General features: G+C 71.7%; 16 protein-coding genes. 2 read left to right on the forward strand and 14 right to left on the reverse strand.

The genetic code is table 11. From position 1 onward, the window contains the following. Nucleotides 1–417: 417 nt before the first annotated feature. Nucleotides 418–762 carry a DUF1330 domain-containing protein gene (locus tag K7B10_RS13770; RefSeq protein ID WP_229336355.1) on the reverse strand — a complete coding sequence of 115 codons (345 nt, stop codon included), beginning with the start codon at nucleotides 760–762 and terminating at the stop codon, nucleotides 418–420. A gap of 93 nt (nucleotides 763–855) precedes the next feature. Next, a complete protein-coding gene (locus K7B10_RS13775; RefSeq protein WP_229336356.1) occupies nucleotides 856–1,845 on the reverse strand; it encodes a GlxA family transcriptional regulator in 990 nt (329 codons plus the stop codon). A gap of 122 nt (nucleotides 1,846–1,967) precedes the next feature. Between K7B10_RS13775 and K7B10_RS13780 the strand changes: the two genes are divergently transcribed. After that, entirely contained in the window at nucleotides 1,968–2,891 is a 924-nt protein-coding gene (locus tag K7B10_RS13780; RefSeq protein ID WP_229336357.1) for an NADP-dependent oxidoreductase, read from the forward strand. Between the two features lie 61 nt (nucleotides 2,892–2,952). On the opposite strand, the gene K7B10_RS13785 is transcribed toward K7B10_RS13780, so the two are convergent. Both K7B10_RS13785 and mnmA read right to left on the reverse strand, forming a co-directional pair. Next, nucleotides 2,953–3,441, reverse strand: coding sequence for a CAP domain-containing protein (locus K7B10_RS13785; RefSeq protein WP_229336358.1), 489 nt, complete (start codon nucleotides 3,439–3,441; stop codon nucleotides 2,953–2,955). Between the two features lie 110 nt (nucleotides 3,442–3,551). Next, nucleotides 3,552–4,688 carry a tRNA 2-thiouridine(34) synthase MnmA gene (mnmA, locus tag K7B10_RS13790; protein ID WP_229336359.1) on the reverse strand — a complete coding sequence of 379 codons (1,137 nt, stop codon included), beginning with the start codon at nucleotides 4,686–4,688 and terminating at the stop codon, nucleotides 3,552–3,554. 69 nt (nucleotides 4,689–4,757) lie between these two features. Here mnmA and K7B10_RS13795 point away from each other — a divergent pair, with 69 nt between their 5' ends. Further along, the gene (locus tag K7B10_RS13795; protein ID WP_229336360.1) at nucleotides 4,758–5,441 is read left to right on the forward strand and encodes an N-acetylmuramoyl-L-alanine amidase; all 684 of its coding nucleotides are present in this window, start codon (nucleotides 4,758–4,760) and stop codon (nucleotides 5,439–5,441) included. On the opposite strand, the gene K7B10_RS13800 is transcribed toward K7B10_RS13795, so the two are convergent. The 10 genes from K7B10_RS13800 to K7B10_RS13845 all read right to left on the reverse strand — a co-directional run bounded on the left by K7B10_RS13800 (nucleotide 5,438) and on the right by K7B10_RS13845 (nucleotide 16,651). Then, the gene (locus K7B10_RS13800) at nucleotides 5,438–6,601 is read right to left on the reverse strand and encodes a cysteine desulfurase family protein (protein ID WP_229336361.1); all 1,164 of its coding nucleotides are present in this window, start codon (nucleotides 6,599–6,601) and stop codon (nucleotides 5,438–5,440) included. The two genes, K7B10_RS13795 and K7B10_RS13800, sit on opposite strands and share 4 nt — an antisense overlap. Nucleotides 6,602–6,705: 104 nt before the next feature. Then, nucleotides 6,706–7,557, reverse strand: coding sequence for a thioesterase family protein (locus tag K7B10_RS13805; RefSeq protein WP_229336362.1), 852 nt, complete (start codon nucleotides 7,555–7,557; stop codon nucleotides 6,706–6,708). A gap of 58 nt (nucleotides 7,558–7,615) precedes the next feature. Beyond that, on the reverse strand, nucleotides 7,616–8,272 hold the full coding sequence (locus K7B10_RS13810) for a trimeric intracellular cation channel family protein (RefSeq protein WP_229336363.1): 657 nt from the start codon (nucleotides 8,270–8,272) through the stop codon (nucleotides 7,616–7,618). 203 nt (nucleotides 8,273–8,475) lie between these two features. Further along, a complete protein-coding gene (locus K7B10_RS13815) occupies nucleotides 8,476–9,555 on the reverse strand; it encodes an ABC transporter ATP-binding protein (protein ID WP_229336364.1) in 1,080 nt (359 codons plus the stop codon). A gap of 5 nt (nucleotides 9,556–9,560) precedes the next feature. Next, nucleotides 9,561–10,625: an ABC transporter ATP-binding protein gene (locus tag K7B10_RS13820; RefSeq protein ID WP_229345002.1), complete on the reverse strand. Its 1,065-nt coding sequence runs from the start codon at nucleotides 10,623–10,625 to the stop codon at nucleotides 9,561–9,563. 35 nt (nucleotides 10,626–10,660) lie between these two features. Beyond that, nucleotides 10,661–11,662 (reverse strand): ABC transporter permease, encoded by a 1,002-nt coding sequence (locus K7B10_RS13825; protein WP_030857349.1) that lies wholly within the window; start codon nucleotides 11,660–11,662, stop codon nucleotides 10,661–10,663. Nucleotides 11,663–11,803: 141 nt separating this feature from the next. Then, a complete protein-coding gene (locus K7B10_RS13830; RefSeq protein ID WP_030857347.1) occupies nucleotides 11,804–13,570 on the reverse strand; it encodes an ABC transporter substrate-binding protein in 1,767 nt (588 codons plus the stop codon). A gap of 41 nt (nucleotides 13,571–13,611) precedes the next feature. Beyond that, a complete protein-coding gene (locus K7B10_RS13835; protein WP_030857345.1) occupies nucleotides 13,612–14,604 on the reverse strand; it encodes an ABC transporter permease in 993 nt (330 codons plus the stop codon). 512 nt (nucleotides 14,605–15,116) lie between these two features. Beyond that, nucleotides 15,117–15,857 carry an enhanced serine sensitivity protein SseB C-terminal domain-containing protein gene (locus tag K7B10_RS13840; protein ID WP_229336365.1) on the reverse strand — a complete coding sequence of 247 codons (741 nt, stop codon included), beginning with the start codon at nucleotides 15,855–15,857 and terminating at the stop codon, nucleotides 15,117–15,119. 56 nt (nucleotides 15,858–15,913) lie between these two features. Next, nucleotides 15,914–16,651 (reverse strand): enhanced serine sensitivity protein SseB, encoded by a 738-nt coding sequence (locus tag K7B10_RS13845; RefSeq protein WP_229345006.1) that lies wholly within the window; start codon nucleotides 16,649–16,651, stop codon nucleotides 15,914–15,916. Between the last annotated feature and the right edge of the window lie 96 nt (nucleotides 16,652–16,747).

Genomic DNA, 16,747 nt, shown 5'->3' on the forward strand with positions numbered 1-16,747 from the left:
TCCTACGTCCATTCCGCGGTCGACGACCACTCCCGCCTGGCCTACAGCGAGGTCCTGACCGACGAACGCAAGGAGACCGCCGCCGGCTTCTGGGATGCGCGTGCCCGACCAGGGCCCCGGGGGCCGCCGCCACGACCGCCGCCCGCATGTCCCGGGGCCCGGCCCAGAGCTCCGGCGCGTCGTCCCGTACGCCGGCCAGCGCGGCGGCGTGGTCCGGCGCGGGCGGGGCGAAGCGGCCGCCCGCGGCCCGGACGTGCTCGCCAGGAGGAGCAGCTCGCGGCGGACGGGGTCGATCAGCGCTCCGGCCTCGACCGAGTCGTCGGAGCGGAGGAACGCCTCGTCCCGGGGAACCCCAGGAGTCGTAGGCGCCCTGGTGGCCGTCGGCGCCCGCGAGGACGTGGAGGGCGGGATGGCCCATCACAGACCCGCTTCGGCGCGCAGGGCGGCCGCCGTCTTCGTCGCGTCGTAGCCGGGCGGGACGCCGTCCACCAGGATGACCTCGCCCGGGATGTGGCGGGTGCGCAGCGGGATCAGGGCCTGGTAGGCCGGGGAGGCGTACCAGGCGCGGGCGCGCCCGATGTCCGGGAAGCCCAGGACCACTACGGTCCCGGGGAAGGGGCCCTCCATGACCTCGACCTGCGCCCCGTGGACGAGGAAGCGGCCCTCGAAGGGGTCCATCGTCGACTGGATCTCCTCGATGTAGCGGAGGATGTCCTCGTTCATGGTCTCGGGGCGTATGTGGGCGATGGCGTACGCGGTCACGGGTCTGACCTCCGCGGTCTCAAGTGGCGTGCCGGATCGGGCTGTTGATCCGATCCTGCCAAGCCGGGGAGCCGAAGGCCATGACCTGCGGGGTCATGCCTCCACGGGCACCGGGCTCCCGGGCCGGAAGGTCCGGCGGTAGGCGATCGGCGAGATGCCGAGGGCGGCCCGCATGTGCTGGCGCAGCGAGTTGGCGGAGCCGAAGCCCGACCGGTGCGCGACCAGGTCGACCGGCAGGTCGCTGGACTCCAGCAGCTGGCGGGCGACTTCGAGGCGCTGGACGGTGAGCCACTGCACCGGGGTCATGCCCACCTCGTCGCGGAACCTCCGGGTGAAAGTGCGCAGGCTCATCCGGGCGTGGGCGGCGAGCTCGGCCAGCGTGACCGGTTCGGAGAGCCGCTCCAGCGCCCAGGCGCGGGTGGCGGTGGTGGTGGCGACGGTGGGTTCGGGGACCGGCCGGTCGATGTACTGGGCCTGCCCGCCGTCCCGCCACGGCGGTACGACGCACAGCCGCGCGGCGCGGTTGGCGGCGGCGGTGCCGTGGTCGGCGCGGATCAGGTAGAGGCACAGGTCGATGCCGGCGGCCACGCCCGCCGAGGTGAGGATGTCGCCGTCGTCGACGAAGAGCACGTCCTCGTCGAGCCTGACGCGCGGGAAGGACCGCTGGAACTCGGGCGCGTGCTCCCAGTGCGTGGTGGCGGGCCGCCCGTCGAGCAGCCCGGCGGCGGCGAGGACCTCGGAGCCGGTGCAGATGGACACGATCCGGGTGCCGGGACGGATGGCGGCCAGGGCGTCGGCGAGCTCCGGCGGCAGCGGCTCGCCGCGCAGCAGCCCGGGCATGGCGTGGGTGGGCGGGACGATCACGGTGTCGGCGGCCGCGAGGGCCTCGGGGCCGGCGGTGACGCCGATGGTGAAGCCCGCGTCGCTGGTCACGGGCCGGCCGTCGGCGGTGCAGACGGTGACTTCGTACAGGGCGCTTCCGTCCTCGCCGCGGGCGTTGCCGAACACCCGGGACGGCATTCCGAGCTCGAACGGGGCGACGCCTTCGAGGGCCAGGACGGCGATTCGATGCAAAACGGGCATGGCCAGATCCTGTCACATAGTGGCCGTACGGCCAACACCACGCGGGGACGGATCCGGCCAGGCTGAAGACACCGGCCGGGGAAACCGGCACGGAACACCCGAGCACCACCAAGGAGACAGTCATGCGCGCGGTCGTCGTGAGCCAGTGGGGCGGACCCGAGGTCCTCACCGAGGTAGAGACGGAGCGGCCCGAGCCGGGCCTGAACGAGATCCTCGTACGGGTCCACGCGGCCGGCGTGAACCCGGTGGACTGGAAGACCCGGGCCAGCGGCGGCCTGATCAGCTGGGGCGAGGTCCCGATGGTCGGCTGGGACGTCTCGGGCACCGTCGAGGCGGTCGGCCCGGGCGTGACCCTGTACCGCGCGGGCGACGAGGTGTTCGGCATGCCGAACTTCCCGCGCCAGGCGGGCGGCTACGCCGAGTACGTGGTCGCCCCGGCCCGGCACTTCGCCCGCAAGCCGGCATCCCTGGACCACGTGCAGGCGGCGGCCCTGCCGCTGGCGGCGCTGACCGCCTGGCAGGCCCTGGTGGACACGGCCGGGGTCACGGCCGGGCAGCGGGTGCTGATCCACGCGGCGGCCGGCGGGGTCGGCCACCTGGCGGTGCAGATCGCCAAGGCCCGCGGCGCGTACGTGATCGGCACGGCCAGCGCGGCCAAGCACGGGCTGCTGCGCGATCTGGGCGCCGACGAGGTGCTCGACTACCGCACCACGGACTTCGAGGACGCCGTCTCCGAGGTGGACGTCGTGATCGACGCGGTGGGCGGGGACTACGGGCAGCGCTCGCTGAAGGTCCTGAAGCCCGGCGGGCACCTGATCACCCTGCCCGGCCCGGACGGGCTCCCGGCCGACCCGCAGGGCGTGCACGCCTCCTGGGTCCTGGTGGAGCCGGACCTCAAGGGGCTGGAGGAGATCGCGGCGCTGGCCGACCGGGGCCGGCTGCGCCCGCTGGTCGACACGGTCCTGCCGCTGGGGCAGGCCGCGAAGGCCCACGAGATCGGCGAGCTCGGCCGCACCACCGGCAAGATCGTCCTCACGGTGGTCTGAGGCCCGGGGCCGGGGCCGGGCGCGTCCCGCGCGCCCGGCGGACCGGCCGACGCGGGTGGCCTCACATGGGCCTGGCGAACATCTGGACGGCGCGGTCGCCCGAGACTCCGACGCCCGTCTCGGTGAAGTTGCAGTTCAGCATGGCTCCCTTGTGGGGTGCGCTGTTCAGCCAGCCGTCGACGTGCCCCTTGGAGTCGGGGAATCCCGAGGAGACGTTCTCGCCCCAGGCGCTCCACTTGTAGCCGACCTTGGCGAGCCGTGCCTCCTCGTTGGAGCCGTCGGACCCGGTGTGTCCGTTGAGGTTGTTCTTGGCCATGTCCTCGGCGTGGCCCTGCGCGGCCTGGGTGAGCTGCGGGTTCACGGTCAGCGGGGAGCATCCGGCCTTGGCCCGCTCCGCGTTGACCAGCGAAACGATCTCACCGGCGTTCGAGTCCCGCACGGTGTCGGGCACGGCCGCGGCGGCCACTCCGGCGGCGGCCCCGGTGAACAGCAGCGGGGCCGCGCAGGCGGCCACCGCCAGACGGCGGACGCGATGGGTTCTGGTGCTCATGTGGTGTCCCCTTGGCGGTACGGCCCGGAGGTTCCTGCACCCTCCCGCCCCCGGGACCCCCCGTTCCGAGTCTGGGCGCGCCGCCCCGATCCCGCACCCGGGGCGGGACCTCACACGGACGCGGCCGCGGCCCGGGTCGTCGTCGCGATGGTGGCGGAGCCGACCACGCGCGTGCCGTCGTACAGCACGATCGCCTGGCCCGGGGCCACACCGCGGACCGGCTCCGTGAAACGGACCCGCAGCTCGCCGTCCACGACCTCGGCGAAGACCTCGGTCTCGCCGCCGTGGGCGCGCAGCTGCGCGGTGTAGGTGCCGGGGGCGGCGGCCGTGGAGCCGCACCAGCGGGGGCGGATCGCGGTCAGGGCGCTGACGTCGAGGGCCTCGACGGGGCCGACGGTGACGGTGTTGTTCACCGGGGAGATGTCGAGGACGTAGCGCGGCTTGCCGTCGGGGGCGGGGTGGCCGATGCGCAGGCCCTTGCGCTGGCCGATGGTGAAGCCGAACGCGCCGTCGTGGGTGCCGACCTTCTCGCCGGTGGCCCCGTCGACGATGTCGCCCTCCGCCTTGCCCAGGCGGCTCGCGAGGAAGCCCTGGGTGTCGCCGTCGGCGATGAAGCAGATGTCGTGGCTGTCGGGCTTCTTCGCGACGGCCAGCCCCCGCTCCTCGGCCTCGGCGCGGATCTCTTCCTTGGTGGTGAGGGTGTCGCCGAGCGGGAACAACGCGTGGGCGAGCTGCTTCTCGTCGAGGACGCCGAGGACGTACGACTGGTCCTTCGCCATGTCCGAGGCGCGGTGCAGCTCGCGCGAGCCGTCCTCGTTGAGGACGACGGTGGCGTAGTGGCCGGTGCACACGGCGTCGAAGCCGAGGGCCAGGGCCTTGTCGAGCAGGGCCGCGAACTTGATCTTCTCGTTGCAGCGCAGGCAGGGGTTCGGGGTGCGCCCGGCCTCGTACTCGGAGATGAAGTCCTCCACGACGTCCTCGCGGAACCGCTCGGCGAGGTCCCACACGTAGAACGGGATGCCGATGACGTCGGCGGCGCGGCGGGCGTCGCGGGAGTCCTCGATGGTGCAGCAGCCGCGGGCACCGGTCCGGAAGGACTGCGGGTTCGCGGACAGCGCGAGGTGGACGCCGGTCACGTCGTGCCCGGCTTCGACGGCGCGGGCGGCGGCGACGGCGGAGTCCACGCCGCCGGACATGGCGGCCAGGACGCGAAGGGGGCGGGGGGCGCGCGGCAGGTTCTCAGTCATAGCACCGTCCAGAGTACGGGGGAACCGGCCGGGGTCACAGCGCGTTATCACGGGCAGGGGGTGGATCACATGGGGAGCAAGGTCGATGCCGCGCCGAAGGCGGGGCCGCGCAGGACCCGCCGGGCGGTGCTGTTCGGGGGGCTGGGGGTCTTCGCGGCGGCGGCGATCGCCGGACAGGACGAGCTGCGGCGCGCCTGGTGGCTGCTGCCGGGCGTGGGCAAGCCCCGCAAGGAGGGCGAGGTGGACCACGCGGGCGCGGGCTGGACCTCGGCCTCGCCGGCGAACTGGCGGATGGCGGACCGGCCCGAGGACTACCGGGTCGACCGGATTGTCGTGCACGTCACGCAGGGCGGCTTCGCGTCCTCGGTGGACGCCTTCAAGAGCCCGTTCCACCAGGCGTCGGCGCACTACATAGTCGGCCAGGACGGCCGCGTGGAGCAGATGGTGCGCGAGATGGACGTCGCCTTCCACTCGGGCAACCGCGCGATGAACGAGCGCAGCGTGGGCATCGAGCACGAGGGCTTCGTCGATCGTCCGCAGGACTTCACGGAGGCGATGTACGCGGCCTCCGCCCGCCTCGCCGCCGACGTCTGCCGCAGGTACGGCATACCCGTGGACCGTTCACACATACTGGCCCACTCCGAGGTCCGGGGCACCGACCACACGGACCCGGGCCCCCACTGGGACTGGGACCGGTACCTGGTCCTGGTCCACTCGGAGCTCGCGGCGGGCGGGGCGACCCAGGCCCCCTAGCTGAGGCCTGCCGTCCGGGCTCGTTCGACGGCCGGGCCGATGGCCGCGGCCACGGCGGCGACGTCCTCCTTGGTGGAGGTGTGGCCGAGGGAGAAGCGCAGGGTGCCGCGGGCCAGCTGCGGGTCGGTCCCGGTGGCCAGCAGGACGTGGCTGGGCTGGGCCACGCCGGCTGTGCAGGCGGAGCCGGTGGAGCACTCGATGCCTTGGGCGTCCAGCAGGAGCAGCAGCGAGTCCCCCTCGCAGCCGGGGAAGCTGAAGTGCGCGTTGGCCGGGAGCCGGTCGTCGGGGTCCCCGCCGAGGACGGCGTCGGGCACCGCGCGGAGCACGGCGGCGACCAGTTCGTCGCGCAGCGCGCCGATCTCGGCGGCGAACCGCTCGCGCCGTTCGGCGGCGATCACGGCGGCCACCGCGAAGGCGGCGATGGCGGGCACGTCGAGGGTCCCGGAGCGCACGTGCCGCTCCTGGCCGCCGCCGTGCAGGACGGGTACGGGGGTCTGGTCGCGGCCGAGCAGCAGCGCGCCGATGCCGTACGGGCCGCCGATCTTGTGGCCGCTGACGGCCATCGCGGCGAGGCCGCTGTCCCCGAAGCGGACGTCGAGCTGTCCGACGGCCTGGACGGCGTCGGAGTGCAGGGGGACGCCGAACTCGCGGGCGACCGCCGCCAGTTCACGGACCGGCATGACGGTGCCGATCTCGTTGTTGGCCCACATGACGGTGGCCAGGGCCACGTCGTCGGGGTTGCGCGCGATGGCCTCGCGCAGGTCCTCGGGGTGCACGCGGCCGTAGCGGTCGACGGGCAGGTACTCGACGTCGGCACCCTCGTGCTCGCCGAGCCAGTGCACGGCGTCGAGGACGGCGTGGTGCTCGACGGGGCCGGCGAGCACCCGGGTCCGGGCGGGGTCGGCGTCGCGGCGGGCCCAGTAGAGGCCCTTGACGGCGAGGTTGTCGGCCTCGGTGCCGCCCGCGGTGAACACCACCTCGCTCGGGCGGGCGCCGAGTGCCTCGGCGAGGGCCTCGCGGGCCTCCTCGACGGTACGGCGGGCGCGGCGGCCGGCGGCGTGGAGGGAGGAGGCGTTGCCCGTGGCGGCGAACTGCGCGGTCATCGCCGCAGCGGCCTCCGGGAGCATCGGGGTGGTGGCGGCGTGGTCGAGGTAGGCCATGATCCCCTGATTCTACGAGTCCCCTCCCGGGCCCCGGACCCCCCGGTGCGACGGGGGGTCCGCGGCGGCGTGGTCCGGGGGCTCGCGGCGGCCGGGACCCCCGGTCAGCGCGGGGCGCGGGCCAGTTGGCGGGACTGGGCGACCAGGTGGTCCGTGGAGTCCCAGACCTCGGCGTCCTCCTCCAGGAAACCGCTGGCCAGGTTCCGCGTGGTGATGGAGATCCGCAGCGGGCCCGGGGCCGGGCGGCGGCGGACGTGCGCGGTGAGCTCGATGGTCGGGCTCCAGCCCATCAGGCCCAGGTCGAAGCAGGTCGGCGGCAGTGCGTCCACCGCGAGCAGCATCGACATCGGATCGGCGTCGCGGCCGTCGGCCAGCTCGAACCAGGCCCGCATCTCTCCCTTCCCGGAGGGCGCGCCGACGGCCCAGCCCGCCGTCGCCGGGTCCAGCCGCAGCCGGAGCCGGTCGACGATCGCGTTGCTGCCGGGGATCGGGGCCGGGCCGGCCTCCGGGCCGAGGCAGTCCTCGTACGCCGGGAACCGCGGCGGGACCGCGGTGGTGCGCACGTCGTCCGGGAGGGAGGCGAGGTCGCCGTACGAGGCGACGACCCGGATCCGCTCGACCTCGGCGCCGCTCTCGTCGAACTGGAAGAGGGAGGCCTGGCCGGTGGAGAGAGTGCGCCCGATCCGGACGACCTCGGTGCGGATCACGGCGGGACCGGGCACCGACGAGGTCAGGTAGTGGGCGGAGACGGTGAAGGGGTCCGGGTGCGGCAGGGCCGCCGACAGGGCCCGGCCGACCAGGGCCAGCAGGTAGCCGCCGTTCACGGCGGTGATGATCGTCCACCCGGCGGAGAGCTCCGCGTCGTACACGCCGGGCTCGTCCGCGCGCGCGGTGACGGTGGTGTCCCGGTCGAATTCGCTGTCGCCGATGGAGGCCTGGGCTGCTGCGTATGCCATGGTTTCGAGCCTACAACGGGAGGCTACTAAGCGGTAGCTTTCCTTTGCTACATGCAGGTTACGGCTCTTCGGCCACCGAGGATCGGCGGTTCCAGGCCAGCGGGGCGCGCCAGTGGTACCGCATCGCGAGGAGCCGGAGCACGAACGTGGTGATGATCGCCGCACCGGTGGTGACGCCGTTGAGGCTGTCGAAGGCGATCGACAGGGCCACCATCGCGGCGCCGACGATGGCGGGGACGGCGTACATCTCGCGGTCGCGCAGCAGCGACGGGACCTCGTTGGCCAGTACGTCGCGCAGGACGCCGCCGCCGACGGCCGTGGCCACGCCGAGCGCGGCGGAGGCGGTGAGTCCGAGGCCGTACTCGTAGGCCTTGGTCGTGCCCGTGACGCAGAACAGGCCCAGGCCGGCGGCGTCGAACACGTTGATGGCGCGGTTGATCCGCTGCACCTCGGGGTGGAGGAAGTACACGATGACCGCAGCGACCAGCGGGGTCACGAAGAAGCTGAGCTCGCCGAAGGCGGCGGGCGGGACGGCGCCGATGACGAGGTCGCGGAAGAGGCCGCCGCCGAGGGCGGTGACCAGCGCGAGCACGCAGATGCCGAAGACGTCGAAGTTCTTGCGTACGGCGAGCAGCGCGCCCGCGGTGGCGAAGACGAAGATGCCGGCGAGGTCCAGGGCATGCTGGATCCCGGGCGGGAAGAGATCGTGGAGCACCGCCCCATTGTGCCGTTCGCCCGGCCGGCGGTCGGACGGGTACGGTCCGCCGCCCCGGGCGGAGGCGGGGCCCGGGACTCCGCGGGCATCGGCCGGAGGCCGCGGGCCGGGCACGGGGGCTCGCGGCCCCGCCGCGACGGGCCGACGGCATGCCCGTGTCCCGGGGCTCCGGGCCCCGGGACACGGGCGGGCGACGGCGCGGGTTACTCCGAGACCGTGGCCAGTGCTTCTGCCGCGCCCGGGAGGGCCGGGTCGCCCGGTGCCTGGTCCGCTGCGTTCTCCGGGTGGTGGCAGGCCACCTGGTGGCCGGTGGCCGGAGTCAGCATCGGCGGCTCCTGCGTCGTGCAGATCTGCGTGGCCTTCCAGCACCGCGTGTGGAACCGGCAGCCGGAGGGCGGCGAGATCGGCGAGGGGACGTCGCCCTTCAGCAGGATGCGCCCGCTCTCCGCGCCGCGCCGGCGCGGGTCCGGCACCGGCACGGCCGACAGCAGCGCCTTGGTGTACGGGTGCATCGGGGTCTCGTAGAGCGACTTGCGGTCGGTCAGCTCCACGATCTTGCCGAGGTACATCACCGCGATGCGGTCCGACACGTGCCGGATGACCGACAGGTCGTGGGCGATGATCACGTACGTGAGGCCGAGCTCGTCCTGGAGGTCGTCCAGCAGGTTCACCACCTGGGCCTGGATCGACACGTCCAGTGCCGAGACCGGCTCGTCGGCGACGACCAGCTTCGGCTTCAGGGCCAGGGCGCGGGCGATGCCGATGCGCTGGCGCTGGCCGCCCGAGAACTCGTGCGGGTACCGGTTGTAGTGCTCCGGGTTGAGGCCCACCAGGGACAGCAGGCGCTGCACCTCCGCCTTCAGCCCGCCCTCGGGCTGGACGCCCTGGAGCTTGAACGGGGCGCCGACGATCGTGCCGACCGTGTGCCGCGGGTTCAGCGAACCGTACGGGTCCTGGAAGATCATCTGCACGTCGCGGCGCATCGGCCGCATCGCGGAGACCCCGAGGTGCGTGATGTCGCGCCCCTCGAACTCGACCGTGCCGCCGGTGGGCTCCAGCAGGCGCGTGATCAGCCGGCCCATCGTCGACTTGCCGCAGCCGGACTCGCCGACCACGCCCAGCGTCTCACCGCGCCGGACGTCGAAGTCGATGCCGTCGACGGCCTTGACGGCCCCGACCTCCCTGCGCAGCAGCCCCTTGTTGATGGGGAAGTGCTTGACCAGCCCGGTCACCTTCAGCAGCGGCTGCGCCTCGGCGGCCTGCGGCGCGTCCGTCTTCTTCATGTCGGTCACAGCTTCGGCGCAATCTCTTCGGTCCAGATCCGGGTCCGCTCCTCCTGCGACATGTGGCAGGCGGACCAGTGCCGGCCGTCGTCCTGGGTGAGCTCGGGCCGCACGGTGCGGGTGATGCCGCCCTTGGGGACGTCGGCGTACGGGCAGCGCGGGTTGAAGGCGCAACCGCTCGGGATGTTGATGAGGCTGGGAGGCGAGCCCTTGACCGGGATCAGGCGCTCGGTCTGCTCGCGGTCGATGCGCGGCATGGAGCCGAGCAGGCCCCAGGTGTAGGGGTGGCGGGGTTCGTAGAAGACCTTCTCGGCGGTGCCGCGCTCGATGCACCGGCCGCCGTACATCACGAGGATGTCGTCGGCCATCTCGGCGACCACGCCGAGGTCGTGCGTGATCATGATGACCGCGGAGCCGAACTCCTTCTGGAGGTCACGGATCAGGTCGAGGATCTGCGCCTGGACGGTGACGTCGAGGGCGGTGGTCGGCTCGTCCGCGATGAGCAGTTCGGGGTTGTTGACCAGTGCCATCGCGATCATCGCACGCTGGCGCATACCGCCGGAGAACTCGTGCGGGTACGCGTCCACGCGCCGGTGGGGCTCCGGGATGCCGACCCGGTCGAGCATCTCGACCGCCCGGGTGCGGGCGGTCTTCTTGTCGACGTCATGGTGGGTCCGGTAGGCCTCGATGATCTGCTTGCCGACCGAGTAGTACGGGTGCATCGCGGACAGCGGATCCTGGAAGACCATCGCCATCTTGCGGCCGCGGAGCTTGCGCACGTGGTCGGCGTCGGCCCGTACGAGGTCCTCGCCGTCGAGCACGACCTCGCCGGAGATGTGCGGGCGGCTGCGGGCGTTGCCGGTGCGGTGCAGGCCCATGATGGCCAGCGAGGTCACGGACTTGCCGGAGCCTGACTCGCCGACGATCCCGAGCGTCTTGCCGCGCTCCAGGTCGAAGGAGAGCCCGTCGACGGACTTGACCAGGCCGTCGTCGGTCGGGAAGTGCACCTTGAGGTCGCGCACGGAGAGGAACGCGGCGCCCTCGGACGGCGGCCCGGCCTGCTCGGGCACGAACGCGGGCCCGTTGCCGGTGGTGGGGTTCTCGGTCACGTCAGCCTCACGCGCGGGTCGATGACGGCGTACAGCAGGTCCACGATCAGGTTGGCCATCACCACGAAGAGCGCGGCGAGCAGGGTGACGCCCATGATCACGGGCAGGTCGCCCTGGCCGATGGCGGCCACGGCCGCCGTCCCCAGACCCTGGAAGTTGAAGGTCGTCTCGGTGAGCACCGCGCCGCCGAGGAGTCCGCCGAGGTCCAGGCCGAACATCGTGACGATCGGGGTGAGGGTGGAACGCAGGGCGTGCTTGCGGATGACCACGCCCTCCTTGAGTCCCTTGGCGCGGGCGGTGCGGATGTAGTCCTCGCCGAGCACGTCCAGCATCGTGGCGCGGGTGATGCGGGCGTAGGTGGCGGCGAAGAGGAAGGCCAGGGTCACCCAGGGCAGGATCATGGAGTTGAGCCACGCCACCGGATCCTCGGTGAGTGGTTTGTAGTTGGACACGTCCAGCCAGCCGAGGCTGTAGACGAAGATCGCGGGCGCCACCATGCCGGTGAAGAAGATCGGCAGCGAGACGCCGGCGAGGGCGCCGACCATCACGGTGCGGTCGATGGCGGTCCGGCGTTTGAGCGCCGAGATCACACCGGTGGCCACACCGGCGATCACCCAGATGACCGCCGCGCCGAGGGCGAGCGAGAGGGTGACCGGCATGCGGTCGACCATGGTCTCCCAGACGGGAGCCTCGGTCTTGAAGGAGTAGCCGAAGCAGGGGGCGGCGCAGTGGGTGACATCGGTGCCGCCGTCGTAGTCACGGCCGGCGAAGATGCCCTTGACGAAGGTCAGGTACTGCTCGGAGATGGGCTTGTCGAAGCCCATCTTCACGCGGATGCCCGCCAGGGCGGTCTCGTTGGTCTCGCGTCCGGCGTACATCAGGGCCGGATCGCTGCCTGTGATCTTGGGGACCGCGAAGAAGATGCCGAAGGTGACCACGGAGACCACCAGCAGCGTGGCGACGACGTTGAAAAGCCGCCGTATGAGGTAGACGAGCACTGCAGTCGGCCGCCCGGGGCGGGCGGCTGCCGTCCCTCGTGGGGACGGCAGCCGCCGCCTGCGGCCTTCACCTGCCCTTCGGACTAGCGCATGTGCGGTGAAGGCACTTGCCTGTTGTTACGTGACGACTCGACGACTCGACTACTTGGCGGCGATACCGACGGTGGCCAGGTCGATCTTGCCCATGGAGTCGTTGAAGTAGACGTTCGTCAGACGCGGGTTGTGGTAGACGAAGGCCTTGTCGAAGTTGATGGGAAGGTAGAGGGCCTTCTCCATGACCTTCTTGTTGATGTCCGTGTAGAACGGAGCAGCGGCTTCCGGAGTCGCGGCGGCGGCAGCCGTCTTGAAGAGCTCGTTGATCTCCGGGTCGTTGATCTCGGTGTAGTTGTTGTTGCCGTTCGGCTGGATGAACTTGCCGTCGACGAGCGGCTGGAGGAAGCCCGAACCGGAGTTGTAGTCGGCGCCCCAGCCCATGACGATGATGCCGTAGCCCTTCTTCTTCACGTTCTCGGGCGAACCGATCACGGAGGAGGAGAGCTTGCCGTCGTACTGGTCGATGGTGACCTTGATGCCGACCTTGGCGAGCGACGCCTGGAGCGACTCGGCGGTCTTCACCTCGGGGGCGCGGTTGTTGCGCACCGCGATGGTGGTCTCGAACCCGTCCGGCTTGCCGCAGGCCTTGAGGGCCTCCTTGGCCTTGGCCTCCTGCGGCTCGCCCTTGGTCAGGCTCCACGGGTCGTAGCTCTTGTCGGAGCCGGGGATGCCGGGCGGCAGCATGTTCGCGCCGAGGTCACCGCTGGTCGGGCCGCCGCGGGCGGTCTGCAGGGACTTCGGGTCGGCCGCGTAGATGACGGCCTTGCGGCACTCGATGTTGTCGAACGGCGCGACCGTGGTCGGGAAGGCGAAGTAGCGGATGTAGCCCGTGAACGGGTTGTCCGCGTTCTTCTTGAGGTTCTCGTCCTTCAGGACCTTGTTCTTGCCGGCCTGCTGCATGCCCGTGCCGTCGATGGCGAGGTCGATGTCGCCCGACAGCAGACGCGCGTCCATGTCGTCCGGGTTGGTGGTCACCGTGAAGGAGACCTTGTCCGGCAGACCCTTGCGGATCGTGTCGGTCTTCGGGTCCCAGTTCTCGTTGCGGACGAAGGTCGCGCCCTTGCTCGCGGTGAAGCTCTCGACCTTGTACGGGCCGGTGGAGACCGGCTTGTTGGTGTACGTGGCGCCCGTGTCCTTGGCCGCCGGGACCGGCGAGGAGGACGGCATGGCCAGCAGGTAGCTGAAGTCGGAGTTGGCGCTCGCGAGGTTGAAGACGATCGTCTTGTCGTCCGGCGTCTCGACGGACTTCAGACCCATCTTGTTGGGGTCGGTGTCCTTGTACGGGCCGGGGTACTTCTGGCCCTGGTCCAGGAGGTCGATCAGGTACGTCGGACCGCCGGACAGCACGTCCTGCGCGAAGACGCGCTCGATGCCGTACTTGAAGTCCTTCGAGGTGATCGGCGTGCCGTCCTCGAACTTGACGCCGTCCTTGATCTTGAGGGTGTACGTCTTGCCCTCGTTGCTCAGGACCGGCAGGGCCTCGGCGAGGTCCGGGACGATCTTGCTGCCGTCCTTGCCCGGCTTGCTGTCGTACGCGAGCAGCTGGCGCACGTAGAGGCGCTGGATGTCCCACACGAAGCCGTAGTAGGCACGCGCCGGGTCGAGGTAGTCGACGTCCTGCGGCGACCAGAGCTTGAGCTCACCGCCCTTGGCGTCCGAAGGGTTCACCATGCCGGTGGTGGCGGCGTTGAACGCGGCGCCGCCGCCGCCGGCCTTGCCCTCGGTCTTCTTGTCGCCACTGCCACCGCACGCGGCGGTCAGGGACAGGGCGGCGATCACGGCGGTGATCGCGAATGCCTGCTTTCTGCGGATCACGTTGGTCCAACCTCCATTGGTGGGTGAATCGATGAAGCGGTTCAGCTGCCCTTGGGGTCGAGTGCGTCGCGCAGCCCGTCCCCGAAGAGGTTGAACGCCAGGACGGTGATGAAGATCGTGATACCGGGGACCACCATGTACGCGGGGTCGTCCTGGTAGATGGGGATGGCGTCGGACAGCATCTTTCCCCAGGAGGCGGTGGGCGGTTTGACGCCGGCGCCGAGGAAGCTGAGGGCCGCCTCCGTCAGGATGTTGGTCGGGATGAGCAGCGTCGAGTAGACGAGGATCGGCGCGACCAGGTTGGGCAGCAGCTCCTTGATGAGGATGTAGCCGCGCCCGGCGCCGAGGCTGCGCGCGGCCTCGACGTACTCGCGCTCCCGCAGGGAGATCGTCTGGCCGCGGACGATGCGGCCGATGTAGGGCCAGCCGAAGAAGCCGATCACGACGATCAGTACGCCCATCCGGACACCCGAACCCGAGAACCCCCAGAGGGAGTTGGGGACGACGGAGACCAGGGCGATGGTGAACAGCAGCTGCGGGAAGGCGAGCAGCAGGTCCATGAGGCGGCTGATGACGCCGTCGACCCAGCCGCCGATGAACCCGGCGAGTGCGCCGAGCAGGCTGCCTATCGTGACCGACACGAAGGCCGACAGGAACGCGACGACCAGCGAGATGCGGGCGCCGTAGACGATCCGGCTGAACACGTCGCGGCCGTTGGTGGGTTCGACGCCGAGCAGGAAGTCGGAGCTCATGCCGCCGAAGGAGCCGAGCGGCGTGCCGAGGTCCGGGTCGATCAGGTCCTCGTGGAACTCGTTGGGCGGGTGGCCCAGCAGGCTCACGATCTGCGGTGCGAAGACCGCCACCAGGATCAGGAAGATCACGACCACGCCGCCGGTCAGCGCGACCTTGTCGCGCTTGAGCCGCATCCAGGCGATGCGGCCGGGCGAGCGGCCTTCGATGGCCTTGGCTGGGACGTCGGCTACGGACACGGGTGCGGGTGATTCCGCGCTCGTGTCATGCAGTGGTGCCGTCATCGTGGTGGGGACCCCTCTCGGCCGACGGGTTGCCGGCCCATGCCCGCCGCTGTGGCGGCGTTGGTGCGGAGTGGCGCTCGGAGTGCGTGGTGACACGCAGGACGCGTGTGAGGTGCAGGAATTGCGGGAAGTGCCGTGCAAAGCGACAAGCAAAAAACCATTTGCCGAACCGGGCCTTGGAGGACTGACCGGCTCTTGGGTGGGGAGTCTTCATCGGCGCTGCGATCAGCCGCCAGACCCGCAGATGAATGGATGCGCAACCGTGATGTGAGGGTCGGGTTCCCGTTATCCGGACTTCGCTCTCGCCTGAGCGGATCAACACCGTCCGTTCGGTACGCAATCGGACATGGCGCCCAACTCGCGGTAGGACCATGCCTTTTGGACCCACAAGGGTGGCGAAATCCGGACAAGTCGAAGGCCGCGGGGAACGGTGTTCCCCGCGGCCTCGGTCGTCTCGATACGGCCGTCCCGGTCAGTGGACCGGCGTCCCGGTGAGTGGACCGGCTGCCCGGTCAGTAGCCGGCCGCCTGGCCCTCTCGGTCGTAGAAGGGCCGCGTCTGGGCGCGCAGCCACATCGCGACGGGGTCGTGCTCGTCCGCCAGCGCCACCGTGCACACCGGCACGCCCTCGGGCACCGCGCCGACCGACTGGCGCATCATCTCGCGTACGGATTCCAGCGCGGGGGCGGAGGCGTCGTACAGGTCGAGCCCGACCGCGAGGTAGGGCGAGCCCAGCGAGGGCTGCACCCAGGCGCGGCGCAGCGAGCGCACGGCGGGGGTGCGGTGCGCGTGCTGGGTCAGCAGCCCGTAGAACTGCGGGAGCTCCAGGGCGGGCTCGGAGAGCCGCAGCGGGCCGGCCGGCATCCGGTCGAGGCCGGTGGCGATGCGGCGCAGGTCGGCCCAGGGGATGCCGAGGCCGCCGCCCTGCGCGTGCGGGTTCAGCCACAGGCCCCAGCGGTCCGGGTAGAGGGCGCGGGCGATGTCCCGGCCGGTGACCACCTCGTAGCCCCGGTTCCAGCCGCTGGCGGCCAGCTCCTGCGGGGAGGTCACGCAGGGTGCGTACCCGAGGCCCTCGACCTCCATGCCGCCGTACTGGGCGTCCGGGGAGCCCGGCCGGCCCTGCCAGAGCAGCATCCAGAGGCGGCCCTCGGCGAGGGCGTGCAGAAGCGACTCGTAGCTCTCGAAGCGCCCGGGCGTCACCTGGCGCATCATGTGCTCGACCTGCCCGGCCGCGGCCGTGCCTGACGCACTCACCCGGTACCCCTCTTCGTCCGCCCGTCCACCCGTATCGGCACCCAGCTTAAGCGGCGCTAGGCCGTGTAGAAGGGGCGCACGCGCTCGGCGATGAAGTCGACCACCGGGTCCTGCGCGGCGTCGAGGAGGATCAACTGCACGGGCCAGGGCGGCGCCACGCGGCCCAGGGCGCGGCCGAGGGCGTCCATCGGGGCGCTGCGCATCCCGGGCTCCCATCCCAGCAGGCGGACACCGATGTAGAGCTCCGGTGCCCCGCCCTCGACACTGGCCAGGCAGCGGTGGGCGGCGGCGACCACGCCGGTGGCGCGGAACTCCTCGGCGGCGGCGGTCAGGAAGTCCACCGGGTCCTCCTGCCAGTCGGGCTCGTAGAGCCGGACGCGGCCGCCGGTGGCGGGGCCGTCGAGGGGGGTCCGGCCGGTGCGGCAGAGCTCGGCGACGGCGGGCGGGGGCAGCGGCACGCCGACGGCGCCCTCGGGGTTCACGGCGATGCCGAGCTGCGGGGGCAGGCCGCGGGCGAACTCGACGGCGGGGGCCACGGCGAAGTCCATGCCCGGGCCGACGCAGGCGCGGAACTGGGCCTCGGAGCTGTACACGGGCACGTACGGGGCCCCGTTGATCTCCATGGTGGGCAGGGTGAGCCCCCCGGCCGCGTCCGGGCCTCCACCGCCGGGCAGCGGCACCCAGAGCCGGCTGCGCCCGAGCACCTCGACGATGCGGGCCCCGGCGTCCGCCTGCCCGAGCGCCGCCCCGAGCACCTGCTCCAGCTCGTTGTCCGGCCAGCCGCCGCCCTGCATGTACGCCTCCGCTGTGTTCCGCCCCACGTTGTCGGCCCGAGGTTAACGGCTCGTACGGACACGGCCGCCGGGGACCCCGCCCGCCGTCGGCGCTCC

Source organism: Streptomyces flavotricini, from assembly GCF_020639365.1.
Taxonomy (GTDB): domain Bacteria; phylum Actinomycetota; class Actinomycetes; order Streptomycetales; family Streptomycetaceae; genus Streptomyces; species Streptomyces flavotricini.